This is a genomic window from Zoogloea ramigera, assembly GCF_006539865.1.
GTDB classification, from domain to species: domain Bacteria; phylum Pseudomonadota; class Gammaproteobacteria; order Burkholderiales; family Rhodocyclaceae; genus Zoogloea; species Zoogloea ramigera.
Map to the genome: position 1 here is coordinate 17,783 of NZ_BJNV01000016.1, position 25,444 is coordinate 43,226.

Consider the following 25,444-nt stretch of genomic DNA (forward strand, 5'->3'; position numbering starts at 1 on the left):
CGTGCCGTGTTTGAGGGGTCGACCAGGTGAAATGGGTATCAATGGCTGTAGTATCGGTACCCCTGATCTCCTTGAATCCGGTAGTGGCCATCCATGCCCAGTGTTCGCTGTCAAAGCAATTTTTCCCAGCTCAAGGCTCACGACGAGCAGCTTGAGCGATTGGGTTTGCTCGCCGAGCGATACTTCGCCGATGACCCGAATACCTGTCTCATCAAGCTTCGCCAACTCGCCGAGGGCATGGCCCAGGCGGTGGCTTCACGAGTCGGCATGTATGCTTCGGCGAATGAAAAGCAGATCGATCTGCTGCGTCGCCTCCAAGACCACGGCATCTTGCCCCGTGAAGTCGGCGGGCTATTCCACGAAATTCGCAAAGCTGGCAACGACGCAAATCACAATCTTGCAGGAAACCATCGTGCCGCCCTGATGGCGATGCGCCTGGCCTGGCAGTTGGGTGTCTGGCTTCATCGTACCTTCAAGGATCCTGGGTTCAAGTCCGGCCCCTTCATTCCGCCGCAAGCATCGGCTGATCAAGGCTTCGGGCTCAAACCAGAACTTGAGGCCCTGCAGCAGGAGCTGGACGCTTTCCGTGCCGCCCATCAGGATGCAAGCCTGGCGTTGCAGGCACGTGTGCAGCAATCGGAAGAAGAGCGCGCCATCTGGGAAACGATGGCCGCCGAGGCCGAGACGGCCAAACATGAACTGGCGCAGCGTCTGGAGGCGATTCAGGCGCAGGCCAGTGCCCAGCCGCAGCAGGCTGCGGCGCGACTGGTCGAGGCAGCCAACCGCGCCGCGACCACGCTCGAATTGAGCGAAGCCGATACCCGCAAGATCATCGACGAACAGCTTGCTGCTGCCGGCTGGGCCGTTGATTCAACCCACCTGACCTTCAGCGCGGGCGCCCGGCCACAACGCGGCCAGGATATGGCGATCGCCGAGTGGCCAACCGAAACCGGGCTGGCAGACTACGTGCTGTTCATTGGTCTGCAGCCGGTCGCGGTTGTCGAAGCCAAGCGCAAACACCTCGATGTTTCCGCCGCCTTGCAACAGGCAAAGCGCTACAGCCGTGGTTTCAAACCATCGCCCGAAACCGAGCTGCCGCCGGGCAACTATGGCACCGATGGTGCTTTTCGCGTGCCATTCGCCTTTTCGTCCAACGGCCGTCCTTACCTGCGCCAGTTGGCGCAGCAAAGCGGTGTCTGGTTCTGTGACCTGCGCTGCCCGGAAAACCTGAGCCACGCCTTGGACGGCTGGTACACGCCCGAAGGTCTCAAGGCGCTGCTGCTGCAAAACCCGGCCCAGGCGCATGCCGAACTCGATCGCACCACCTTCGGCTATGGCTTCCCCTTGCGCCCCTATCAGGAGCGAGCCATCCGCGCTGCCGAGGCAGCCATCGGTGACGGCCAGCGCGCCATCCTGCTGGCCATGGCCACCGGTACCGGCAAAACGAAAACCTGCATCGCGCTCATCTACCGCCTGCTCAAGGCCCGGCGTTTTCGCCGCATCCTGTTCCTGGTCGATCGCTCTGCCCTCGGCGAACAGGCGGCCAACGCGTTCAAGGACACGCGCATGGAGAAGCTGCAGACCTTCGCCGACATCTTCGGCATCAAGGAGCTGGAGCATCCGCAACCGGACGGCGACACCGCCGTGCATATCGCCACCGTGCAGGGCATGGTGCAGCGTGTTCTTTATACGGCGGAAGATGGCACTCCGCCACCGATCGACCAATACGACTGCATCGTCGTCGATGAATGCCATCGCGGCTATCTGCTCGACCGCGAGCTATCGGAAACCGAACTGAGTTTCCGTGGCTACGACGACTACATTTCCAAGTACCGGCGCATTCTCGACTACTTCGACGCGGTCAAGATCGGCCTCACCGCAACCCCCGCGCTGCACACCACGCAGATTTTCGGCGCGCCGGCCTACACCTACGGCTACCGCGAAGCGGTGATCGACGGCTACCTGGTGGATTACGAACCGCCGGTGCAAATTTATACCGAGCTGTCCACCCAGGGCATGACCTGGCGGGTCGGCGAGCAGGTCAAGGTCTATGACACCGGTCGCCAGCAGATCGAGCTCTTCAAGGCGCCCGACGAGATCAGGCTCAAGGTCGAGGACTTCAACCGCAAGGTCATCACCCGGGCCTTCAACGAAGCCGTCTGTGACTATCTGGCCCAGGAGCTGGACCCGGCGTCACGCCGCAAGACACTGATCTACTGCGTCAGCGACAGCCATGCCGATCTGGTGGTTGACCTGCTCAAGCACGCCTTCAACAAGCAATACGGCAGCGTTGACGACGACGCAGTGATCAAGATCACCGGCGCTGCCGACAAGCCCCTGCAATTGATCCGTCGCTACAAGAACGAGCGCCAGCCCAATGTCGCGGTCACCGTGGACCTGCTGACCACCGGCGTCGACGTCCCCGAGATCTGCAACCTGGTCTTCCTGCGTCAGGTGAGCAGCCGCATCCTGTTCGACCAGATGCTCGGGCGTGCCACCCGCCTGTGCGACTTCGGCGGCGCCGAGGATAAAGAATCCTTCCGTGTCTTCGACGCCGTGCGCATCTTTGAGGCCCTTGGAAACATGACCGCCATGCAGCCGGTGGTCGTCAATCCCAAGATCGGCTTTGCCCAGCTCGCCCAGGAACTCGCCACCCTCAAGGACGCCGCAGCCGCCGCGTTGGCGCGCGACCAGTTTCTCGCCAAGCTGCAGCGCAAGAAGCGCCACCTGTCGGCGCAGGATTGCCAGGCTTTCGAAGCCATGGCGGGCATGGCGCCACAGGATCTCATCGTGAAGCTGAAAGCCTTGCCGCTGGCCGACGTGACCAACTGGTTCATCCGGCATCCCGGCCTGGGCGAACTGCTCGACCGTCAATCCGGCGGCACGCCCCGCACCATGTATGTCTCCGATCACCCGGACCGCTTCGAGCGTACCGAGCGCGGCTATGGCAAGGCGCACAAACCGGAAGACTACCTGCGCGAGTTCGGCGACTACCTCAAGAGCCACGGCAACGAAATCCCCGCCTTGCTTACCGTGCTCACCCGACCGCGTGACCTGACCCGCGCCCAGTTGCGCGAGCTGGTGCTGGCGCTCGACACCGCCGGCTTCACCGAAACCCGCCTCGCCACCGCCTGGCGCGAACTCACCAACCAGGACATCGCCGCCCGCATCGTCGGCTACATCCGCCAGGCCGCGATTGGCGACCCCTTGCTGCCCTACAGCGAGCGGGTCGACCGCGCGCTGCAGCACCTGCTGGCTCATCCGCCCGGCGGCATGCCCTGGAGCATACCGCAACGGGACTGGCTCAAGCGCATCGCAGCCCAAACCCGGGCCAACGTGCTGGTAGACTGCGCCGCGCTCGACGACCCCGACCTCATCTTCAAACGCGAGGGCGGCGGTTTCAATCGACTCGACAAGATCTTCAACGGCCAGCTCCAGCCCGTGCTGGCCGCATTCAATGACGCGCTTTGGGCCGCTCAACCCCAATCTGCGTAAGACCCGTCTTCAACGCCATGACCAACCGCACAGCCGCAATCGATATCGGCGCAAAACTCTGGTCGCTCTGCCACGTGCTGCGCGACGACGGGGTGACCTACCACCAGTACCTCAGCGAGCTCACTTACCTGCTGTTCCTCAAGATGATGAAGGAGACCGGCCGGGAGGATCGGCTCAAGGTCTGGAAGCGGCCGAAAAAAAACGAAGCCCCGGTCGAACAAGCCGGCACCCGCTGGGACGACCTGCTCAACGCCTCCGCCCCCGAGCGCCTGGACACCTACAAGGAAATGCTGCTGGATTACGGTTTGCACGGCCGCGGCGCGGTGCAGGAGGTGTACGCCAATGCCAACACCTTCATCACCAAGCCCGCCACACTCAGCAAGCTGGTGACAGACATTGACGCGCTGGACTGGTACAGCGTCGACCGCGACGATCTGGGCGACCTCTACGAAGACCTGCTGGAGCGCAACGCCGGCGAGAAGAAGAGCGGCGCAGGGCAGTACTTCACCCCCCGTCACCTGATCGACAGCATCGTTGCCGTGATGAAGCCGCAACTCACCGACGTGATCCAGGACCCGGCAGCTGGCACCTGCGGATTTCTGATCGCCGCCAACAATTACCTGCGCCGCCACAACGACTTCGACAGCCTCGACGACGCCACCCAGCGCCGCTATCGCCATGCCACCTTCCACGGCATGGAGCTGGTGCAGGACACCCACCGGCTGGCATTGATGAACATGATGCTGCACGGCATCGAGGGCGGCGTTGCCTACGGTGACACCCTGAGCGACGACTACAAGCAGCTCCCCCCGGCGACGCTGGTCCTGTCCAATCCCCCCTTCGGCACCAAGAAGGGCGGCGGCCTGCCCACCCGCGGCGACCTCACCCATGTCACCAGCAACAAGCAGTTTGCCTTCCTGCAGCACATCTACCGTGCCCTCAAACCCGGTGGCCGTGCGGCCGTGGTCCTGCCCGACAACGTGCTTTTTGAAAGCAACGTCGGCACCGACATCCGCCGCGACCTGATGGACAAGTGCAATCTGCACACCATCCTGCGCCTGCCCACCGGCATCTTCTACGCCCAGGGCGTCAAGACCAACGTGCTGTTCTTCACCCGCGGCGAGACGGACAAGGGCAACACCCGCGAAGTCTGGGTCTACGACATGCGCGCCAACATGCCCCAGTTCGGCAAGCGCACCCCCTTCAGCCGCGACTATTTCCGCACCCCGGCCGATGCCCCCGCCGATACCCCGCGCGACAAGTTCGAGGACGTCTTCGGCGACGACCCTCAGGGCGGCCCCAAGGCACTGGCCCGCCGCGTGGACACCGGCGAAACCGGCCGCTGGCGCAAATACACCCGCGAACAGATTGCCGCCCGCGGTGACAACCTGGACATCAGCTGGCTCAAGGACGACAGCGCCGAAACCGCCGAGGCCCAGCGCGACGAGCCCGCCCTGGTCGCCCGGCTCGCCCTGCGCGAACTGAACGCCGCCGTCTCCGAACTGCGTGCCCTGCTCGACGAACTGGGTGAAGACCCCGATCTGGCGCTGGACGACATCCTGCCCGGCGACGCCGAAAGCGACAGCGGAGCCGCAGCATGAGCGAGCAGGCATCAACCCTGGCACCTCCGCTCGACCCCCTGCATGGCGAGCTGCGCGACCTGATCGCCGCCAGCCGCCAACGCCTGGCGGCCACGGTCAATGCCGAACTCACGCGGCTCTACTGGCGCATCGGCCAGCGTCTGGCAAGCGAAGTGCTGCGCGGCGAGCGCGCCCGCTACGGCGCCCAGTTGATGGACCACCTCGGCGAACGCCTGGCCGGCGAGTTCGGCCGCGGCTTCGAAAGCAAGAACCTGCGCCGCATGGTGCAGTTTGCCCAGGCCTTTCCAGACACCGAAATTGTCGCATCACTGATGCGACAATTGAGCTGGACCCACTTCCTGCAGTTGCTGCCGCTCAAGACCGAGCCCGCCCGCCACTTCTACGCCCGCCAGTGCATGACAGAGCGCTGGAGCGTGCGCGAACTGCACCGGCAGATCGAACGCAAGGCCTTCGAGCGCAGTGAAATCGCCAGCGCACAAGGCCCCGCGCTCCCCGCCCCGAGCACAGCCGAAGCCAACCCGGCCGTCGTCTTCAAGGACCCGTACTTCCTCGACTTCCTCGGCCTGCGCCAGGGACACGACGAAGCAGACCTCGAAACCGCCATCCTGCGCCAGCTCGAAGCCTTCATCCTCGAACTCGGCCGCGGCTTCGCCTTTGTCGAGCGCCAGAAACGCATGGTCATCGACGGCGAGGATTTCTACCTCGACCTCCTCTTCTTCCACCGCCGCCTGCGCCGGCTGGTCGCCATCGAGCTCAAGCTCGGCCGCTTCAAGGCCGCCCACAAGGGCCAGATGGAGCTCTATCTCAAATGGCTGGACAAATTTGAGCGCCAGCCCGGCGAAGAAACTCCCATCGGCCTGATCCTCTGCGCCGAATCCAGCCGCGAACAGGTGGAGTTGCTGCAGATGCACAAGGACGGCATCACCGTCGCCGAATACTGGACCGAACTGCCGCCCAAGGCGGAACTGGAGCAGCGCCTGCACGCGGCACTGGTAGAGGCCCGGGAGCGGCTGGCGAGGCGGGGGGTTTTGTTGGAGGGGGGCGAGGATGATTGAAATTCCGACCTCGTGGTCGTGGTCAACCATAGGTGAATTGACCCAATACATTCAGCGAGGAAAGTCTCCCAAGTACGTCGAGCATAGCGAGCTGCCGGTTATCAACCAGAAATGCATTCGTTGGAACCAGCTCCAGCTCGAGCACCTGAAGTTCATTCACCCTGAGCAGTTCGCGGCCTGGGATGAGGCTCGTTACATTGAGCCTGGAGACATCCTTTGGAATAGCACGGGGACTGGCACGGTCGGGCGGGCCTATCTTGTGACCGAGAAAGACTGTGTGCCGCCCAAGGTGGTGGATTCGCACGTCACCATCGTAAGGCCCGCTCCCGGTCTTGACGCGCGCTACTTGTATAACTGGATAAAGGGGCCAGTAGTTCAAAGCAAAATCGAAGAGATGTGCGACGGCACAACGAATCAAATCGAATTGAGCCGAACCGCCATAGCGGCGACACGTATCCCTTTGGCACCTGTTGCCGAGCAAACCCGCATCGCCGACCAACTCGACAAACTGCTCGCCCGTGTCCGGGCCTGCAACGATCGCCTTGATGCCATTCCCGCTTTGCTCAAGCGGTTTCGGCAGGCGGTGCTGGCCGCAGCTACTTCAGGGAAATTGACTGATAGTGATGACCTCGGGGCCACTTCGGGAGAGACCACTATTGGCTCAATCGCCGTCGATCTACGCTACGGAACCTCCAAAAAATGCGGATACACATCCACCGGCACGGGTGTCTTGCGTATTCCAAACATCGCTGATCATGGCCGCATAGATATTGGTGATTTGAAGCGTGCAGAGTTCGATAGCAAGGAAATAGAAAAATTAGCGTTACGTGAGGGTGACCTGTTGGTGATTCGTTCCAACGGTAGTGTCGAATTAGTAGGCAAAACCAGTCTTGTCTCAACCACTGAGGCGGGTCTGCTCTTCGCGGGCTACCTCATGCGTCTGAGGGTTGACCAATCTCGGGCGTTGCCGGCTTTCATCCAGTTGTGTTTGTCTGCACCGGCTCAGCGTAGCCATATCGAGCGAACAGCAAAATCCACCAGCGGGGTCAACAATCTCAACGCAGAGGAATTGCGAGCTTTGTTGCTTCGACTTCCGTCGCTGGCGGAACAAGCTGAAATCGTCCGCCGCGTTGATGCCTTCTTCAAACTCGCCGACCGCATCGAAGCCCGCTACAAAGCCGCTTGTGCCCAGGCCCAGCGCCTTACCCCGCTACTGCTGGCCAAAGCCTTTCGCGGCGAGTTGGTACCGCAAGATCCCGATAATCATTTGGCCAATATGCTGCCAGAGTGCATCAATGCACTGAATACGCCGTGACAGGACAAAGAATACGTCTTTGCCGTAAGCTGTATTGCTAAAATTTTAGGAATATCTATGTTCACCCAATTGTCCCTAAAGAATTTCAAAGCTTGGAGAAACGTCGAAAAGGTAGATTCGTCCGGCCAGTCCCATTTTGGCAGAATAGATATCCCGTTGGCGCCGGTGACCATGCTTCTGGGTACAAATTCGTCAGGTAAGTCGTCACTGCTGCAGGCGTTGTTGTTGTTAAAGCAAACAGCTGTATCGCCAGATCGGAGCGTTCATCTCAATCTTGGTGGCAATGAGGCTAACGACTACTTTAATTTCGGGCACTTTGACGATGTATTGACTCATAACGCCTCGCCACGCTTGTTCGAACTTGGCTTCAAGTTTCGCCGCCCCGATTCCGCGTCGGCAAGTGAGACACGACGCCTGCAGTCGGGAGAGTTTCTCGCAACGTACAGCAAGACATCGGCAGGCGCTACCGTTGTTCAGGAGTTGGCCCTAAGAAGTGATGCTTCGTTCTATCGCGCTATTCGGCGTGACAAGGGCGCATATTCGATCATGGTCGGAGACGAAACTCAGCCACGAGGGAAAAGTCGGGCGTATGCGCCAGAGCGTTCGATTGCTCTCCCTGTCGAGGCAGTTCAGTTGCTGGCAGCTGATGGCCCCATGGTCGAAGACATTAGTTTGGCGGTCCGGCGCGAACTCGAAGGTATCGCATACTTGGGGCCGCTACGCCGCAAGCCAGAGCGGGATTACCCCTGGAACAAGAGTAGACCAGGAGAGTTAGGAATAGACGGATCCGGAGTCATCAATGCCCTGTTAGCAAGCGCTCTTTCTCGATCGAAAGACGACGATACAGCACAGATCATCCAGAAGGTCTCTGTTTGGCTTCAGCGGATGGGAGTTGCGGAAAAAATTGAGGTCAAGCAGTTGGGGCATTCCACCCGTTATGAGGTTGTCGTTCACAAGGATGGGATCTCAGCTAACTTGAGGGATGTTGGCATTGGAGTGTCACAGGTACTTCCGGTCATTACACTGGCTTTTTTTGCTCCACCCGGGGCTACCGTTATCCTTGAGGAGCCAGAGATTCATTTGCACCCGCTGGCACAGGCAGTTCTTGCTGAACTGTTCGTGGAGGTGAGTCGCGATCGACAAGTTCAGTTCATAGTGGAAACGCACTCCGAGCACCTTTTTCGTCGTTTGCAAACCCTGGTTGCACGAGACGCTGGTACGCGTGACCAGTGCTTGCTCTATTTTGTTGAGCGTGCGGGGGCTGACGCAAAATTAAAGCCATTGCTGCTGGACTCCTTTGGTCGCGTTAATGAATGGCCTCCTATGTTCTTCGGTGATGCGATGGGTGAAACTCGTGAGCAAGCTCGACTCATGTTCGAACGGCAGCGGAGTGGGAGTGGCAAATGAAAGAGCGTTATGTTGTTGATACTAATGTCTTGATTGCTGCCAGCGCCGTTGATGCCAATTCTCCGATTGAGCGTGAGGCGACGCCAGATGACCCAGACCTGCGACAGAAGATCTGGCAGTGGTTATATGACTTTCAGCAGTCGGGAAGTTTTCTTGTTCTAGACGGGCAGGGTGGAATTGAAAAAGAGTATGGTAAAAAACTCGGATTTAATGATTTCGGAAGACAAGTTGTGAAGTACAAGTGGGATACTTGCGCGGTGGATCAGGTGAGCGTTGATTATGATCAAAACGGCGACGGTATTTTGGAAGAGCCGCTGCAAACGGTCGTACATGATCGCCAAGATCGCAAAATGGTGGCCGCGGCACTCGATGCTTTGGCGACTTACGGAGAGTCTACTATCGCCTTCGCCGGTGACACAGATTGGCATGGGTGGAAACCTCAGTTAGAGGCAGTTGGGCTTTGCTTGGAGCCAATTATTGGGGAGTGGTCTGAGGCTAAATTTAAAGAGAAAAACCAGAAGTGAGCGAGTTTTTCCGATTTCCCCACACCCCGCATCTTGCCTGGCTTGGCAAAGGCGAGCCGCGTGACGACAAGGTGTTGAGTCAGGCGGAGGCCAAGGCTTTTCTGGCCGGCCCGGTTTTGCTCGAAGAAAAGGTCGATGGCGCGAATCTTGGGTTTTCCGTGGGACGTGACGGTCTGCTCCGGGCTCAGAATCGCGGCCAGTACCTGACCCGTCCCTTGACCGGGCAGTTCGCCCGGCTGAACGACTGGTTGGCGATGCACGAAGAGGATCTGTTTGATGTGTTGGGCGAGTCCTTGATCCTTTTCGGCGAATGGGTCGCGGCAGTACATAGCCTCGAGTATCCCGACCTGCCGGATTATTTTCTGGTTTTCGATGTGTACGACCGCAGTGAAAAGAAATTCTGGAGTTCGGCCCGGCGCGATGCGCTGGTCGCGAAGCTGGGGCTGTGTCGCATTCACGAGATCGGGAGAGGCCATTACCCGTTGGGCGTTATCGAGCAACTGCTGCGTTCTTCGACAAGTGCCTATCGCCACGGTGCTTGCGAAGGCGTCTATCTGCGACGGGAAGACGACAACTGGCTGATTGCCCGCGCCAAGCTTGTTCACCCGGATTTCGTGCAAAGCATCGGCGAGCATTGGCGTTCGCGCGCATTGCGTTGGAATGTTGTGAGGCCAGCGCCACCCTCATTCGGGGAATGTCATTCCAATGGTGGAGCAGGTAGCTGAACCGAGTTTATCCATGAGCGACATCAAACTTTTCCGCCTCTCTTCCGGCAAAGCCACCGAACTCCTGGGCGATGCTTCCGATCTCGAGAAGCCGCTGCAAACCCTGATCGAGGCCAACCTCGAACCCCTGCTCGGCATCCGCTTTCTGGCCACGGAATACTCCACCGGCAAGACGCACGGTGGGCGCATCGATTCCCTGGGGCTGGACGAGAACAATTGCCCGGTGATCCTGGAGTACAAGCGTTCGGTGGGGGAGAACGTCATCAACCAGGGCTTGTTTTATCTCGATTGGCTGATGGACCATCAGGCCGAGTTCAAGCTGCTGGTGATGGACAAGCTTGGCAATGCGGCGGCAGATGCCATCGACTGGAGTGCGCCGCGCCTGGTGTGCATTGCGGCCGACTTCACCAAGTACGACGGCCACGCGGTGCAGCAGATCAACCGCAATATCGAGCTGATACGCTACCGCCGTTTCGGCGACGAGTTGTTGTTGCTCGAGCTGGCCAATGCGACCAGCGGCGGTAACGGCAGGCCGACCGGCGGCAGGGCGCTAAAGGCGGCCGCAATCGAGGCCACCCCGCTCAAGCCGGCGGCCCGTGATCGTTCCTTTGCCGAGTGGTTGCCCTTGCTTCCGGCACATTTGGCCGAGCTGTTGTCGTCACTGGAGGACTATGTGATGTCCCTGGGTGACGATGTGCAGCGCAAGGAGCTGCGCCTTTACCTGGCTTTCAAGCGCCTCAAAAACTTCGCCACGGTGGTGGCGCAAAAGAACCGGCTGCTTCTGTACCTGCACCTGAACCCCGCCGACCTGGGGCCATTGCCTGCCATGGGCCGCGATGTCAGCCAGCAGGGGCATTGGGGTACGGGGGACGTGGAATTGTCTCTCACCAGCCAGGCAGACCTGGACACGGCAAAGCCGTTGATCTCCATGTCCTATCTGGGGCGCAGCACGACGGGCCAGGGCCGGTCGGATGCCTGAAGGTGTGCGGTGATCGCCCACTCGGCCCCCGAGGCAAAGCGCGCGGCCTTCTCGCGGATGCGATCGGCGGGCCGCCACGTCGGGCGCCGAGGCCACCACCACCAGCGCCGGTAGTGCGCCCCACACCGCACTGATCCGTCGCTTCACCGGTTTTCTCACCGGGTTGTTGATGGGGAGGCTTAGCGCCGCGGCGCATCCCGTGGGGATACCGCCGCCTCGGCTGCACGAGCACACTGCGGCGCCGGACAGGCCGGCCATCTGTCGGCAGGGTGTGCTCAGGCGACGTCGATCAGCCGCAGCCCGGGCGGCAGCGCTTCGCCGAAGCTGCGGCGCTGGTCGGCGTCATCCAGCCGGCCGCCGTCGCGCACCAGGGCGATCCAGCTTTCGGGGGCGCGGCTTGCGGCGAGGCGGCGCACCACGCTGTCGCGCAGGGCGTCGGGCAGGTCGAGGCTGCGGTCGCCGGTGAGGCGGGCGATCTGGGCGGCGGCGAAGGCGGCGGGCTCGATGCGCTTCCAGTCGAGGGCCAGCACGGCCTCCAGCCAGCCCGCGGCGATCTCGGCCGGCACCACCGTGTGGGCGCTGCCGTACAGCGGCCGGCGGGCGCCGACGCGGCCCAGCGCCCACCAGGTGTGGGGTTTCTCGGCGGGGCGCTGCAGGCGCTCCAGCAGCCACTTGCCAACCTCGATGCGGTGCAGCGCCGGCACCTGCTCGAGTGACGCGGCGAGGCGCACCATGTCGTCGTAGGCGTCGTGCACCGGCGCCCGGGCGCGCTTGCCGTCGGACAGCGTCTCGAGGTGGCCGGCCAGCACTTCGAGGATCTCCAGCTGGGCGGCCTCGGGCAGGCCGCCGGCGGCGCGACGCCACAGCGTCCACCACTCGGACCAGTTGCGCCCCTCCTGCTGGTACTGGATGCCCTGGCCGAAGAGCCCGAAGAGCCGCTCGATGCGCCACTCGTCGAGGGCCGCGCCGAGGCCCGGGCGCAGCGTGTAGCCGGCCAGGTTGAGCCAGGTCCGCTCGTGTTCGGCGGAGCGGCGGCGCCGGCCGGCGCGCTCCATCAGGGCGTCGAAGAGGGCCCGCAGCAGCGGCAGATCCCAGCCTTCCCGCGGGCCCAGCAGGCGTTCGAGGCGGGCGCGCAGGCCGCGCACCTCGCGGGCATCCACCTGTTTCGACTGCCCGCCGAAGACGCGCTCGATCTCGGCGAGCGCGGCGGGCAGGCGGGGGTGTTCGGCGGCGGCGGGCGGCTCGGGGCTGGCGGCAGCCTCGCCGCGCAGCTGGAAGGCCAGCAGCCAGCGCCGGCCTGGGTCGTCGGCGCTGACGCAGTGCATCTCGAGGGTGCCGACCTCGGTCATCGTGGCGGTGAGCTGCACCACCACGTCGCGGCGGCCGGCGCCCTCGGCGGCGGGCAGTACGGTGGCAATGGGCGGCAGCCAGACGCAGCCTTCGCCCAGCGCCTCGACCAGCTCGCCGGCCTGCCAGGGCGTGTCGCCCACCGACGAGACGAGCTGGAAACGCACCGCCTGCCCCAGCCGCAGCGCAAAGCTGCGGCCGGGCAGATGCACCTCGTGGCCGGCCTCGGTGCCGCGGGGCAGCACGCACACGCCGCGCCGGGCGTCGCCGCCCTCGTCGAGAAGCAGAAAGTAGCTGCGCGCCGAGCCGCCGCCGATCGCCGGCCCGCTGCCCCGCGTGCGCGCCAGCCCCCAGGCCACCGCGCCGCGGGCCACGGCGAGGTCGGGGGCGTCGTTGTGGAGCACCCGCAGCGGGGCGCCGCGCCAGCGGGCGAGGGTGGCCTCCAGCCGCTGGGCGATGGGCCTGGCGCGGAACACGCCACCGTTCAGCAGCAGGGTGTCGGGCAGCGGGAGGCTGCCGTCGGCCGGCGCCGCATCGCCCAGCGCGGCGCGGGCGGCGCCGGCGTGGCGCTGCAGGAAGGCCGCCAGATGGCGAGTGATCGCCGCATCGGACGGGTAGGGCAGGCCGAACTCGACGATGCCGGCGCGCCGCCGCTGGGGGAGTTCGTCGGCGCCGACCGCGGGCAGGAAGCCATCGACGACGAGCGCCTCGACCTCAACCCGGGTGAGCTCCACCGAGCGCGCCGCGCCGATCAGCTTCGAGCCGCCGCCGAGCAGCGTGAGCGTGACCCGCTCCGGCGCGCCGGGGGCCAGCAGTTGCTCCTTGGCCACGCGGCAGCGCTGCACGAGCTGGGAGAAGCGCGCCGCCGACAGGCGCTCGCCGCCGCCCAGGCGCTGCTCGGCCAGGTGGGCGAGGGCCAGGTCCATGTTGTCGCCGCCCAGCATCAGGTGGTCGCCCACGCCGATGCGGGTGAGTTTGGGCGGGCCGCCGTCGGCGTCAGGCTCGACCTGCACCAGCGTGAGGTCGGTGGTGCCGCCGCCCACGTCGCACACCAGCACCAGCCGGGCCGATGCCAGCTCGGCGGCGAGGGTGGCGCGGTGGCGGAAGATCCAGTCCTGGAAGGCGGCCTGGGGTTCTTCGATCAGGCGTAGCCGCGGCAGGCCGGCGAGGCGGGCGGCCTCGACGGTGAGGGCCCGGGCGCCTTCGTCGAAGGAGGCCGGGATGGTGAGCACGATGTCCTGCTCGGCCAGCGGGTGGCCGGCAAATTGCGCGTCCCAGGCGGCCCGCACGTGGGCCAGGTAGCTGGCGCTGGCGGCGAGGGGTGACACCTTGGCGACGTCGTCCGGGGCGCCCCAGGGCAGGATCGCCGCGCTGCGGTCGACGCCCGGGTGCGACAGCCAGCTCTTGGCGCTGGCCACCAGCCGGCCGGGCACCTGGGCGCCGAGGTCACGGGCGTAGCGGCCGATCACCGCTCCGGTGTCGCTGGGCCACGGTAGCGTGAGCGAGGCCGGGTCGAGCTCGCCCGGCGCCGGGTGGTAGCGCACCGAGGGCAGCAGCGGCTGCGGGGCGACCTCGCCGGGGCCGCTGAGCTGGGGGATCTCCAGCAGCTGGACGGCGTCGCTCCCCGCCGCCACCTCCGCCACGTAGGCGACGACGGTGTTGCTGGTGCCCAGGTCGATGCCGACGAGGTGGCGGCCCATGGCGGTGTTCGCGCTGCCCATGCCCGTCCGTCAGGCCTGGCCGCGCACGTCGAATTCCACCTTCCAGCGCTCACTGCCGCCCACGGGCAGGGCTTCGAGCTGGAGGGTGCCGGTCTCGGTGATGCGGGCGTGCAGGTGCACCGGCACGATGTCGCCGGCACGGCGGCCTTCGGCGGGCAGGCTGGCCTCGATCTCCTCGAGCTCCTGGAGTTCGTCCGGCGCCCAGAAGTCGAGCAGGGTGCCCACCTGGTCGTGGCGGCGCACCGACGAGCCGAAGAAGCGGAAGCGCACCGGCTCGCCCACCACCAGCCCGAACTGCTGGGGCGGCAGCGCGGCGTCGGAGCCTTCTTCCATGCCGAAGGGGGCGAGGCACAGGGCCTGCACCGGCGGCTCCATGCCGGGGATGGCCGGCATCGCCGACTCGACCGCCACGTAATAGGCCTGGGCCGTGCCGCCGCGGATGCGCACGCCGCGGCCGCGCCGCACGTAGCCGTAGTAGGCCGCGCCGCGGGCCACCGCTAGGTCGAGGTCGGTGCCGCCCAGGAGCCGCGCCGGGGCCGCGCCCTCGGCGGTCAGCCAGCGGTTGATGAGGCCCAGCAGGCGCTCGGCGATGAGGCCGGATTTGAGCACGCCGCCGTTGAAGAGCACCGCGGTGGGGTGCAGGAAGCTCGCCTCGCCGGCCGCTTCGGCAAAGCCTTCGAGCTCGGCGGTGGCGCCGCGCTGGCGGCTCAGGAAGGCGCCCAGGTGGCGGGTGATGGCGGCGTCCTGGGCGTAGGGCAGGCCGAGCTGGGTGAGGCCGCCGCGGGCCCGGCTGACCGGCGCATCCGACACGGCCACCTCGGGGAAGAAGCCGTCGAGCAGGCTGCGGGTGAGCTCGTCGCGGGTGACCTCGGTGCGGATGCTGCCGCCGATGAGCCGGGAGCCGCGGCTCGGCACGACCACCGGCACCGCGTCGATGCTGGCGTCGCCCAGCAGGGTCTCCTTGGCCACGCGGCAGGCGTGGGCGAGGGCGCGGGTCTGCCACGGGTCGAGGGTGGTGCCCTGGCCGGCGAGCTTCTTTGCCACGCCGTAGGCGAGGGCCAGGTCCATGTTGTCGCCACCGAGCAGGATGTGCTCGCCCACCGCCACCCGGTGCAGCTCGAGGTTGCCGTCGCGCTCGAGCACGGCGATCAGCGACAGGTCGGTGGTGCCGCCGCCGACGTCGACCACCAGGATGATGTCGCCCTTGCGAACCTCTTTGCGCCACGCGCCGGCGCTGTGCTGGATCCAGCTGTACAACGCGGCCTGGGGCTCTTCGAGCAGGGTGATGGGGCCGTAGCCGGCGGCCTTGGCAGCTTCGGCGGTGAGCTCGCGGGCGGCCGGGTCGAAGGAGGCGGGGATCGTCACGGTGACGTCCTGCTCCGCAAAGGGGGCGTCCGGGTGGGCGGCGTTCCAGGCCTCGCGCAGGTGCGACAGGTAGCGGATCGAGGCGGTGAGGGGCGAGATGCGCGCCACCTCGGGCGGAGCCTCGGCGGGCAGGATGGCCGCGCGGCGGTCGACGCCCGGGTGGCACAGCCAGCTCTTGGCGCTCGCCACCAGGCGGATCGGCGTGGCGGCGCCGCGCGTACGGGCGAACTCGCCGGCGGCGAAATCATGGCTGGCGGCCCAGGGCAGGGCCAGGTCGCCCGGGGCGAGTTCGCTCTCGTGGGGCAGGTACAGGAAGGAGGGCAGCAGCGGGCGCGCCTCGACGGCGCCGGGGCCGCTGAGCTGGGGGATGGCCAGCACCTGCTGGGCGGCCTGCTCGCCGTCGCTGGCGCTGACATCCACGTAGGAGAGGGCGCAGTGGGTGGTGCCCAGGTCGATCCCGATGGCGTAGCGCGGCGTGCTCACAGTTCCACCTCGGCCTGGGCGAGGATGGCGGCGTCGTGGCCGGCGGCGAGCTTGGGCAGGCGGGTGTCGGTGGCGCGCCAGCCGCGGTGGCTGAGGGTGCCGGTGAAGGGCGCCTTGCCCACCACGTTGCCGGTGACGCGCACCGCGGCGGCGTCGAAGCCCTCGGGCAGGGTGAGGCGGCTGCCTTCGGTTTCGGAGCGCAGGGGCTGGATGCTGAAGTGCTCGCGAAGCACCTTGCGGCAGCCTTCGTGCACCACCCGCGCGGCGGCGCCGATGTCGGCGTCGGAGTAGGCCTTGACGTCTTCCTCGATGAAGTCGATGAAGCGGGCGTCCCGCTGCAGCAGGCCGAGGAGCTGCAGCGCGGCCTCGTGGGGGGCTTCGCGCAGCGGCGGGGCCGGCGGTGCGGCGGTGGCGGGCGAGGGAGCCGGGGCGGGTGCGGCGACGCCGTCGCGCAGGTCGCGGAGACGGGCGGCCAGGGCGGGCTGGAAGAGCACAGAGACGGCGAGGGCGAGCCGGCTCAGCAGGGACGGGTTGGGTCGGGTCATGGGGATTCCTTGTGTCGTCTCGGGCGCGGTGCAAGAACCGCGGAGGGAGCGCCAGGGCGGCGCCGGGCCGCGTGGCAGGGGGCTTTCCGGCAGGGAAAGGCCGCCCGGGCAGGGCGGCGCTTTCAGCGTACAGGCCGAATCTTACCGGGCTGCGGGCCGGGCGTTAACCGGAAGGCAGCGCCGGGCCGGGGCGGGGAGGGCGGCGAGTGGCCGGGAGGGGCGCAGAATGGGGTATCCGGATGAACCTGGAAACGGTAGTTGGCCGCGCCCGATGGCGTGATTGACCGGCAGCCCGCTGGTCGAGTCTCAAAGGATGAAGGTCTTCACCAGAAAGCCGATTGCCGCACAACCGGCAATGACGTGGATGACGTTTGCCTTGAAGCGGAACAAGGCAATGGCGGCACCCAAGGCGATGAGCGCCGACACCCACTCGAACGAAGCTGCGAACCCCTTCGGCCACAGCACGTGGTAACCGAAGAACAGCGCCAGGTTCAGGATGACACCGACCACCGCCGCCGTAATCGCGGTCAGTGGGGCCGTGAACTTGAGGTCGTTGTGGGTCGTCTCGACGAAGGGCCCGCCGATCAGGATGAAGACGAAGGACGGCAGGAAGGTGAACCAGGTGACCAGCGTGGCCGCAACGGCACCTGCCAGGAACAGGCTGTCCGGGCCGAACACGGCCTTGACGTAGCCGCCGACGAAGCCGACGAAGGTGACCACCATGATGAGCGGCCCCGGCGTCGTTTCGCCGAGCGCCAGCCCATCAATCATCTGGACTGGCGTCAGCCAGCCATAGCCACCGACCGCGCCCTGGTAGACATAGGGCAGCACGGCATACGCGCCGCCAAAAGTCAGCAGCGCAGCCTTGGTGAAGAACCAGCACATCTGCGTCAGGGTATGTTGCCAACCGTAACTGGCGGTCAGCATCCCCATCGGCACCAGCCACAACAGCCCACCGATGAGTGCGACTTTGACCATCTTGGTCCAGGCAAACAGGGCATGTTCGGGCGTTGGGGTATCGTCATCGATCAACGCCCGGCCGAAGGACTTGTCTGCCTTGCCGTGCCCACCACCGGCCTTGAACTTGTCCGGCGCGATGCGCCCGCCGAAGTAACCAATCGCTGCCGCCGCCGCGACGATGGCCGGGAACGGCAGATTGAGGGCAAAGATTGCGACAAAGGAAGCGGCGGCAATTGCCCACAGCGCATTGTTCTTCAGGGCTCGGGAGCCGATGCGGTGCGCCGCCTGCACGACGATGGCGGTGACCGCCGGCTTGATGCCGTAGAACAGGCCGGCTACCAAGGGCGCGTCGCCAAAGGCGACATAGACCCACGACAGCCCGATCAGGATGAACAGTGAGGGCAGCACGAACAGCCCACCCGCAATGATGCCGCCCCAGGTGCGGTGCATCAGCCAGCCGATGTAGGTTGCCAACTGCTGGGCTTCGGGGCCGGGCAGCACCATGCAGTAGTTGAGCGCATGCAGGAAGCGGCGCTCGGAAATCCAGCGCCGGCGCTCCACCAGTTCCTGGTGCATGATGGCAATCTGCCCGGCGGGGCCGCCAAAGCTGATGAAGCCGAGCTTCAGCCAGAACTGGAAGGCCTGCCAGAAGCAGACGTCTGCGGGGCGGTCATCGAGCGTTTCAGAGGTTGCTGGCAGGGGCGTATTCATGCTTTCGGGCCTTTCTCAAAGGAGGCCAGGAGTCCGTCGAAGATGTTGCTGGCCAAGGCCAGCAGCTGGTCGTCGTCGAGGATGGTGTCGCGCAAGCCGGCCAGCACACTTTCGATACCCACCGCCTCCGGCACTTGTACGCCGCCCACGTCCAGGAAGTGCACCAATGCGCCAAACCTTTGCAGGGCGGGGGTTTCCAGGCCGAAGCTGGCAAGCAGCACCTCGAAGCTGACCCGGGCACCGACATGGGTGAATGTGGCGCCGTCGAAATCGAAACCCAATGCATTGCTCGGGCAATCGGCCGGTGTCGCCAGCCAGAGCAACTTGGCTTGCGGGTCGATGTGGCGACGAATCAGCCAGGCACATGCCAATCTATCCACCCAGGGGCGCTGGCGCGTTGCCCATAGGCGCCCCTGGTAGTCCGGGATGCTCAAGCGGGCGATGGCGTCATTCACCGGATGTGGTTCATCGGGTGACAAGGCCCAGGCTGCTCGCTGTTCCAGGTCCCGCAAGGCCTCGTCGGCTTGTTTCCGGGCTTCGCCGGGGAAGAAGTCGATGACTGCCAGGTTGGTGAATGCCTTGCGCAGCTTGCGGGCTTGCTTCAAGGCATCGTTGGCCGAGTCAGGGCTCAGCCCCTCACGGGCCGTCGAAATATCGCCCAACAGGTTGGCGAACTCGGCACTGCGATCGAACAGTGCAATGAAGTTGCCGTCGGTCGGCTCTTCGAGACGGACGACCAGCGCCGTTCCTTCCGCCGCGCGAACATCCGTGGCGACGCTATCCAGCGTGTTTCGGCAATCCTCCCGCTCCGGCATCAGATAAACGCCATCCCGCAGGACGGCGGCCCCCGAGGCCTTGAGGCTGCGCCAGGCGCGCATGCGGGCCGTGGCGTTCTCGGTGGGGAGGCTGGTAATGAGTGCAATCCATGTGTTCATGAATACACTCTACAATATTGTAGCGAACGCTACAGAAATGTTCATGGGCTACAGATGATGTGGGTGCCTCAGGCTCATGCCACAATCAGCGTGCTGTTTTCATGCCCACCGCCATGAGTCCTCGAAGTTCTGTCTTCCATCCGGGCGTTGTCGCTGCCCTCGTCGCCGCCTTGCTGTTTGGGGCCAGTGCGCCGGTTGCCAAGTGGCTGCTCCAGGATGTCAGCCCCTGGATGCTGGCCGGGCTGTTCTACCTGGGTTCCGGGATTGGTTTGAGCGTTTATCGGCTGGTCACCCATGCCCAACCGGTCTCCCTCCAATCCGGAGAGGCCGGTTGGCTGGCCGCCGCGGTCCTGATCGGAGGTGTTGCCGGGCCGGTCCTGCTCATGTTTGGCCTGAACGGGATGCCGGCCTCGGGCGCTGCGCTCCTGTTGAATGGCGAGGGCGTGCTGACTGCACTGCTCGCCTGGGTGGTGTTCAAGGAGAACTTCGACCGGCGTATCGCTATGGGCATGCTCGCCATAGCCGGCGGCGCAGTGATTCTGAGCTGGCCCGGTGAAGCCCGGTTTGCTGGTGCGCTGCCCGGCTTGGCGATACTGGGCGCCTGCCTGTGCTGGGCTATCGACAACAATCTTACCCGCAAGGTGGCGCTGGTCGACGCCACCTGGATTGCCGCAGTCAAAGGGACTGCGGCAGGCAGCGTCAATCTTGCCTTGGCCTGGGGGCTGGGTGCCGTACTGCCCGGGTGGTGGACAGTGCTATCTGCCATGGTGGTTGGCCTGCTGGCCTATGGGGTGAGTCTGGTACTTTTTGTTGTTGGCATGCGCCATCTTGGTACTGCGCGGACTGGGGCCTATTTCTCAATCGCACCGTTCTTTGGCGCTGTCCTGGCCGTGTTGAGTGGAGACCAGGTCACGTTGCCGCTGCTGATTGCAGGCGCACTGATGGCGCTGGGTATCTGGCTGCACCTGACTGAGCAGCATGAGCATCAACATGCACACGAAGAGATGGCGCATAGCCATGAGCATTCTCATGATGAGCACCATCAGCACAGCCATGAATTCCTGGTAGAGCCGGGTGAAAAACACACCCACCGCCACCGGCACGAGCCGATGGTGCATATCCATGCCCATTTTCCAGATGCACACCATCAAAACCATAGCCACTAAAGTCCGACCTTACTCGGCAGCTTTCGACTGTCCGCTAGTTGGCTTGTGTCAGACATTGCAGCACCCAGGATGGAAGGTCTCCTGAGCGCCCCCGCCTCTCGAAATGTGGTTCTATGGCGAAGAGCGATGATTGGCACTGGCCGAACTCGTACCCACACGATCAATCCATCATGCGTAGCAGGGCACCGCTCAATCCGGATTCCCAAAGATCCACTCCCCGGCCGGGATCCTTTCGCCCTGCGCTTTGTCCGAAGGGCGACCGCCGGGGGCTTCGTGTAGCATTGCCGGCGTCGATTCCGGCCCTGACACCTTCAGCCGCTAAAATGCAGCCACCGGGCGGCGCACCCTGACCTGTAGGGGCGACTTCAGTCGCCCGCGGAGGCTAAAAAGGGGGTCTGCCCCGGTTTGCCGGCCGAGCCTGACAGCGCCCTGATTAGCCGGCCCCGCGGGGCCGTTCGCGTTCCGGAAACCTCCCCATGTCCAGCCCTTCCCCGTCGTCCAGTTCCTCCCTCATCCAGAAAAAACGCCGCCTGTGGCCGTGGGCCGTCGGCCTCGCGCTGCTCGCCGCGGGGGGCTGGTATGCCAGCCAGCGGGGCGCGGCGCCGGAGGGCGAGGGCGGCGGCAAGAGCGCCACGGGCCGCCCCGGCGGGCCGGGGGGGCGGGGTGACCGGCCGACGCCGGTGAGCCTCGCCAGCGTGGGCACGGCCGACATCCGGGTGCAGGTGCCGGCGATCGGCACGGTGGTGCCGCGCAACCAGGTGACGGTGCGCGCCCGGGTGGACGGCCCGCTGCTGGAGGTGGCCTTCACCGAGGGCAAGCCGGTGGCCGCCGGCGAGGTGCTGGCCCGCATCGACCCGGAGCCCTTCAAGGCCGCGCTGGCCCAGGCCCGGGGCCAGCTCGCCCGGGATGCGGCGCTGCTCAAGAACGCGCAGATCGACCTCGACCGTTACAAGGGCCTGTTGGCCCAGGACTCCATCGCGAAGCAGCAGGTGGACACCCAGGCGGCGCTGGTGCAGCAGTACAAGGGCACCGTGCAGGCCGACGAGGCGGCGGTGCGGAGCGCCGAGCTGCAGCTCTCCTACACCACCCTGCGAGCGCCGATCGCCGGCCGCGCGGGCCTGCGCAGCGTCGACCCGGGCAACATCGTGAAGGCCTCCGATGCCACCGGCCTGGTGACGATCGCCCAGCAGAGCCCGATCACCACGGTCTTCGCGGTGCCGGAGGACCGCCTGCCGGCGATCATGCAACGCCTGCGCGGCGGCCAGGCCCTGCGCGTCGAGGCCTGGGACCGGGACATGCAGACCCGCCTCGCCGAGGGCCGCCTGTTGGCCGTCGACAGCCTCATCGACAGCACCACCGGCACCGTCAAGCTGAAGGCCGAATACGCCAACCGGGACGGCGCGCTGTTCCCCAACCAGTTCGTCAATGTGCGCCTGCTCCTCGACACCCTGGCCGGCGTCGTCGCGGTGCCCACCGCCGCGGTGCAGCAGGGGGCCAAGGGCAGCCATGTGTATCGGCTGGGCGCCGATGGCACGGTGGCGGCGGTGCCGGTGAAGCTGGGGCCGGTGGATGGCCCGCTGGCGGCGGTCGAGGCGGGCCTCGCGGCGGGCGACAAGGTGGTGGTCGACGGGCTCGACAAGCTGAAGGATGGCGTCAAGGTCGAGGCCATCGACCCGAAGGCCGTCGACGCGCCGGGCCGCGAGTCGAAGCGCGGCGCCGGCCGGCCGGGGCACTGAGGTGATCGCCGGCAGTCGCGCGTGCCAGACCCCCCTGTCCCCCCTTTGCAGGGGGGGACGATGCTGGGCGAGCCGTGGCTCTTCTCCTTCTCTTGATTTTCGCGCCCACCCGCGCGGCCAGGTTCGGGGGCGGTGCTGGGCGAGCAGCGCCTTTTCTCCCTCCCCTGAAAAGGGGAGGGCCGGGGAGGGGTTTGGGGGCCTGGGAGGCCGACCGCGATGAACCCCTCGCGCCTTTTCATCCTGCGCCCGGTGGCCACCTCGCTGCTGATGGTGGCGATCCTGCTGGCTGGGCTGGTGGCCTACCGTCTGCTGCCGATCTCGGCACTGCCGGAGGTGGATTACCCGACCATCCAGGTCCGCGCGCTCTACCCCGGGGCCAGCCCCGACGTGATGACCTCGGCGATCACCGCGCCCCTCGAGCGCCAGTTCGGCCAGATGCCGGGGCTCGACGACATGTCGTCGGTGAGCTCGGGCGGGGCCTCGGTGCTCACGCTGCGCTTTGCTCTCAGCATGCCGCTCGACGTGGCCGAGCAGCAGGTGCAGGCGGCCATCAACGCCGCCGCCAACCTGCTGCCCACCGACCTGCCAGCGCCGCCCACCTACAGCAAGGTGAACCCGGCCGACACGCCCATCCTGACCCTCGCGGTCACGTCGCCCAGCCTGCCGATCACCCGCATCCACGACCTGGTGGAGAGCCGGCTGGCCCAGAAGATCTCCCAGGTGCCCGGCGTGGGCCTGGTGAGCATCGCCGGCGGGCGCCGCCCGGCGGTGCGGGTGCAGGTGAACCCCACCGCGGCGGCGGCCTACGGGCTCAGCCTCGAGGACATCCGCAGCGCCGTCGCCAACGCCAACGTGACCCAGGCCAAGGGCAGCTTCGACGGCGCCCAGCGTTCCTCCACGATAGACGCCAACGATCAGCTGCGTTCGGCCGACGAATACGCCCGCCTGATCGTCGCCTACAAAAACGGCAACCCGGTGCGCCTCACCGACGTGGCTACCCTGGTCGATGGCGCCGAGAACCTGCGTCTCGCCGCCTGGGCCGACCGCAGCGACGCGGTGATCATCAACGTGCAGCGCCAGCCCGGCGCCAACGTCATCGAGGTGGCCGACAAGGTCAGCAAGCTGCTGCCCCAGCTGGGCGCCAGCCTGCCGGCCTCGCTCGAGCTGCGGGTCATCAACGACCGCACCACCACCATCCGCGCCTCGGTGCGCGACGTGCAGCACGAGCTTTTGATGGCGGTGGCGCTGGTGGTGATGGTGATCTTCCTGTTCCTGCGCAGCGTGTCGGCCACTCTCATCCCCAGCGTGGCGGTGCCGCTGTCGCTGGTCGGCACCTTCGGGGTGATGTACCTGGCCGGCTTCAGCCTCAACAACCTCACGCTGATGGCGCTCACCATCTCGACCGGCTTCGTGGTGGACGACGCCATCGTGATGATCGAGAACATCGCCCGCTACGTTGAAGAGGGCGAGACGCCGATGGCCGCAGCCCTCAAGGGCGCCCGGCAGATCGGCTTCACGATCATCTCGCTCACCATCTCGCTGATCGCGGTGCTGATCCCGCTGCTCTTCATGGCCGACGTGGTCGGGCGGCTGTTCCGGGAGTTCGCGATAACGATGGCGGTGGCGATCCTGATCTCCGCCTTCGTCTCCCTCACCCTCACCCCGATGATGTGCGCGCGCCTGTTGCGCCACGTGCCCGAGGCCGAGCAGGGCCGCTTCTACAAGGCCAGCGGCGCCTTCTTCGACCGGGTGATCGCCCGCTACGGGGTGATGCTCGAATGGGTGCTGGCGCGCCAGGGGCTCACGCTGATCGTCGCCGGTGCCACGCTGGCGCTCACGGTGCTGCTCTACGCGCTGGTGCCGAAGGGCTTCTTCCCGGTGCAGGACACCGGGGCGATCCAGGGCATCACCGAGGCCGGGCAGGCCATCTCGTTTGCCGCGATGGCCGAGCGCCAGCAGGCGGTGGCCGACGTGGTGCTGCAAGACCCTGCGGTGGCCGGCCTGTCGTCATTCATCGGCGTGGATGGCAGCAACGCCACGCTCAACAGCGGGCGCATGCTGATCAGCTTGAAGCCGCTGGCCGAGCGGGACGCCAGCGCCTCCGAGGTGATCCGCCGCCTCGGCCCCGAGCTCGAACGGCTGGCCGGCATCCGGCTCTACATGCAGCCGGTGCAGGACTTGTCGATCGAAGACCGGGTGAGCCGCACCCAGTACCAGTTCTCGCTGAGCTCGCCGGACGCCGACGCGCTGGCCACCTGGGTGCCGCGCCTCGTCGAGCACCTGCGCGGCCTGCCCCAGCTCGCCGACGTGGCCAGCGACTGGCAGGACCAGGGCCTGCAGGCCTGGCTGCAGATCGACCGCGCCGCCGCCAGCCGCCTGGGGGTGAGCACCGCCGCCATCGACAACGCCCTCTACAACGCCTACGGCCAGCGCCTCATCTCGACGATCTTCACCCAGGCCAGCCAGTACCGGGTGGTGCTGGAGGTGGCGCCGGCGTTCCGCCGCAGCCCGGAGGCCATCGCCAAGCTCTACGTGCCCGGCACCGGCGGCGTGCAGGTGCCGTTGTCGGCGGTGGTGCAGGTGAGCGAGCGGCCGGCGATGCTGGCGGTGAACCATGTGGGGCAGTTCCCCGCGGCCACCGTCTCCTTCAACCTCGCGCCGGGCGTGGCGCTGGGCGAGGCGGTCGACGCGATCCGCGCCGCCGAGGCCGGGCTGGGCCTGCCGGTGAGCATCGAGACCCGCTTCCAGGGCGCCGCGCTGGCCTTCCAGGCCTCGCTCACCAGCACGCTGCTGCTGATCCTCGCCGCGGTGGTGACCATGTACATCGTGCTCGGCGTGCTCTACGAGAGCTACATCCACCCGATCACCATTTTGTCCACGCTGCCCTCGGCCGGCGTCGGCGCGCTGCTGGCACTGCTGGTGGCGCGCAGCGAGCTGGGTATCGTGGGGATCATCGGCATCGTGCTCCTGATCGGCATCGTCAAGAAGAACGCCATCATGATGATCGACTTCGCCCTCGAGGCGCAGCGCCACGACGGCCTTACCCCCCGCGAGGCGATCTTCCAGGCCTGCCTGCTGCGCTTCCGCCCGATCCTGATGACCACCCTGGCGGCGCTGCTCGGCGCGCTGCCCTTGATGCTGGGCACCGGCGTGGGCTCGGAGCTGCGCCAGCCGCTGGGGATCACGCTGGTGGGGGGGCTGCTGGTGAGTCAGGTGTTGACCTTGTTCACTACGCCGGTGATTTATCTGGCGTTTGATCGGGTGGGGAGGAGGTGATGGCGTTCCCTGGCCGGGGGGGCTTTGGCCTTGTTTGCTTTTCGTTGATGGGGACCAACGGCTTTCCGTTATTTGATGTTTCGTCGGCCGGGTCCCGG

16 protein-coding genes are annotated in these 25,444 nt (G+C 65.7%); 11 read left to right on the forward strand and 5 right to left on the reverse strand.

The window, feature by feature from the left end; genetic code table 11:
* Window positions 1–93: 93 nt before the first annotated feature.
* From hsdR to ZRA01_RS07145, 8 genes are read left to right on the forward strand one after another with little or no spacing between them, the layout of a single operon-like run.
* Entirely contained in the window at window positions 94–3,495 is a 3,402-nt protein-coding gene (gene hsdR, locus ZRA01_RS07110) for a type I restriction-modification system endonuclease (protein WP_141350716.1), read from the forward strand.
* Window positions 3,496–3,512: 17 nt separating this feature from the next.
* Window positions 3,513–5,096, forward strand: coding sequence for a class I SAM-dependent DNA methyltransferase (locus ZRA01_RS07115; protein WP_141350719.1), 1,584 nt, complete (start codon window positions 3,513–3,515; stop codon window positions 5,094–5,096).
* Entirely contained in the window at window positions 5,093–6,151 is a 1,059-nt protein-coding gene (locus tag ZRA01_RS07120) for a PDDEXK nuclease domain-containing protein (protein ID WP_141350721.1), read from the forward strand. Before ZRA01_RS07115 ends, ZRA01_RS07120 begins: the two co-directional genes overlap by 4 nt.
* Window positions 6,144–7,466 carry a restriction endonuclease subunit S gene (locus tag ZRA01_RS07125; RefSeq protein WP_141350723.1) on the forward strand — a complete coding sequence of 441 codons (1,323 nt, stop codon included), beginning with the start codon at window positions 6,144–6,146 and terminating at the stop codon, window positions 7,464–7,466. Before ZRA01_RS07120 ends, ZRA01_RS07125 begins: the two co-directional genes overlap by 8 nt.
* 57 nt (window positions 7,467–7,523) lie before the next feature.
* The gene (locus ZRA01_RS07130; RefSeq protein ID WP_141350725.1) at window positions 7,524–8,873 is read left to right on the forward strand and encodes an AAA family ATPase; all 1,350 of its coding nucleotides are present in this window, start codon (window positions 7,524–7,526) and stop codon (window positions 8,871–8,873) included.
* A complete protein-coding gene (locus ZRA01_RS07135; protein ID WP_141350727.1) occupies window positions 8,870–9,397 on the forward strand; it encodes a hypothetical protein in 528 nt (175 codons plus the stop codon). Before ZRA01_RS07130 ends, ZRA01_RS07135 begins: the two co-directional genes overlap by 4 nt.
* Entirely contained in the window at window positions 9,394–10,122 is a 729-nt protein-coding gene (locus ZRA01_RS07140; RefSeq protein WP_141350729.1) for an RNA ligase family protein, read from the forward strand. Before ZRA01_RS07135 ends, ZRA01_RS07140 begins: the two co-directional genes overlap by 4 nt.
* A gap of 13 nt (window positions 10,123–10,135) precedes the next feature.
* On the forward strand, window positions 10,136–11,101 hold the full coding sequence (locus ZRA01_RS07145; RefSeq protein ID WP_141350731.1) for a DUF5655 domain-containing protein: 966 nt from the start codon (window positions 10,136–10,138) through the stop codon (window positions 11,099–11,101).
* Between the two features lie 275 nt (window positions 11,102–11,376).
* Here the strand turns inward: ZRA01_RS07145 and ZRA01_RS07150 are convergent, their stop codons facing one another.
* From ZRA01_RS07150 to ZRA01_RS07170, 5 genes are all read right to left on the reverse strand, one after another.
* Window positions 11,377–14,169: an Hsp70 family protein gene (locus ZRA01_RS07150; RefSeq protein WP_246093379.1), complete on the reverse strand. Its 2,793-nt coding sequence runs from the start codon at window positions 14,167–14,169 to the stop codon at window positions 11,377–11,379.
* Window positions 14,170–14,178: 9 nt separating this feature from the next.
* Window positions 14,179–16,017, reverse strand: a complete 1,839-nt coding sequence (locus ZRA01_RS07155) for an Hsp70 family protein (protein WP_141350733.1) — start codon at window positions 16,015–16,017, stop codon at window positions 14,179–14,181.
* Entirely contained in the window at window positions 16,014–16,562 is a 549-nt protein-coding gene (locus tag ZRA01_RS07160) for a DUF2760 domain-containing protein (RefSeq protein ID WP_141350735.1), read from the reverse strand. Before ZRA01_RS07160 ends, ZRA01_RS07155 begins: the two co-directional genes overlap by 4 nt.
* Window positions 16,563–16,868: 306 nt before the next feature.
* Window positions 16,869–18,233: a chromate efflux transporter gene (gene chrA / locus ZRA01_RS07165; RefSeq protein ID WP_141350737.1), complete on the reverse strand. Its 1,365-nt coding sequence runs from the start codon at window positions 18,231–18,233 to the stop codon at window positions 16,869–16,871.
* Window positions 18,230–19,168, reverse strand: a complete 939-nt coding sequence (locus ZRA01_RS07170; protein ID WP_141350739.1) for a chromate resistance protein ChrB domain-containing protein — start codon at window positions 19,166–19,168, stop codon at window positions 18,230–18,232. Before ZRA01_RS07170 ends, chrA begins: the two co-directional genes overlap by 4 nt.
* A gap of 101 nt (window positions 19,169–19,269) precedes the next feature.
* On the opposite strand from ZRA01_RS07170, the gene ZRA01_RS07175 reads away from it, so the two are divergent.
* From ZRA01_RS07175 to ZRA01_RS07185, 3 genes are all read left to right on the forward strand, one after another.
* Window positions 19,270–20,334, forward strand: a complete 1,065-nt coding sequence (locus tag ZRA01_RS07175) for a DMT family transporter (protein ID WP_246093381.1) — start codon at window positions 19,270–19,272, stop codon at window positions 20,332–20,334.
* A 476-nt stretch (window positions 20,335–20,810) separates the two neighbouring features.
* Entirely contained in the window at window positions 20,811–22,070 is a 1,260-nt protein-coding gene (locus ZRA01_RS07180) for an MdtA/MuxA family multidrug efflux RND transporter periplasmic adaptor subunit (protein ID WP_141350741.1), read from the forward strand.
* Window positions 22,071–22,286: 216 nt separating this feature from the next.
* Window positions 22,287–25,346 (forward strand): MdtB/MuxB family multidrug efflux RND transporter permease subunit, encoded by a 3,060-nt coding sequence (locus ZRA01_RS07185; RefSeq protein WP_141350743.1) that lies wholly within the window; start codon window positions 22,287–22,289, stop codon window positions 25,344–25,346.
* The last annotated feature ends 98 nt before the right edge of the window (window positions 25,347–25,444 follow it).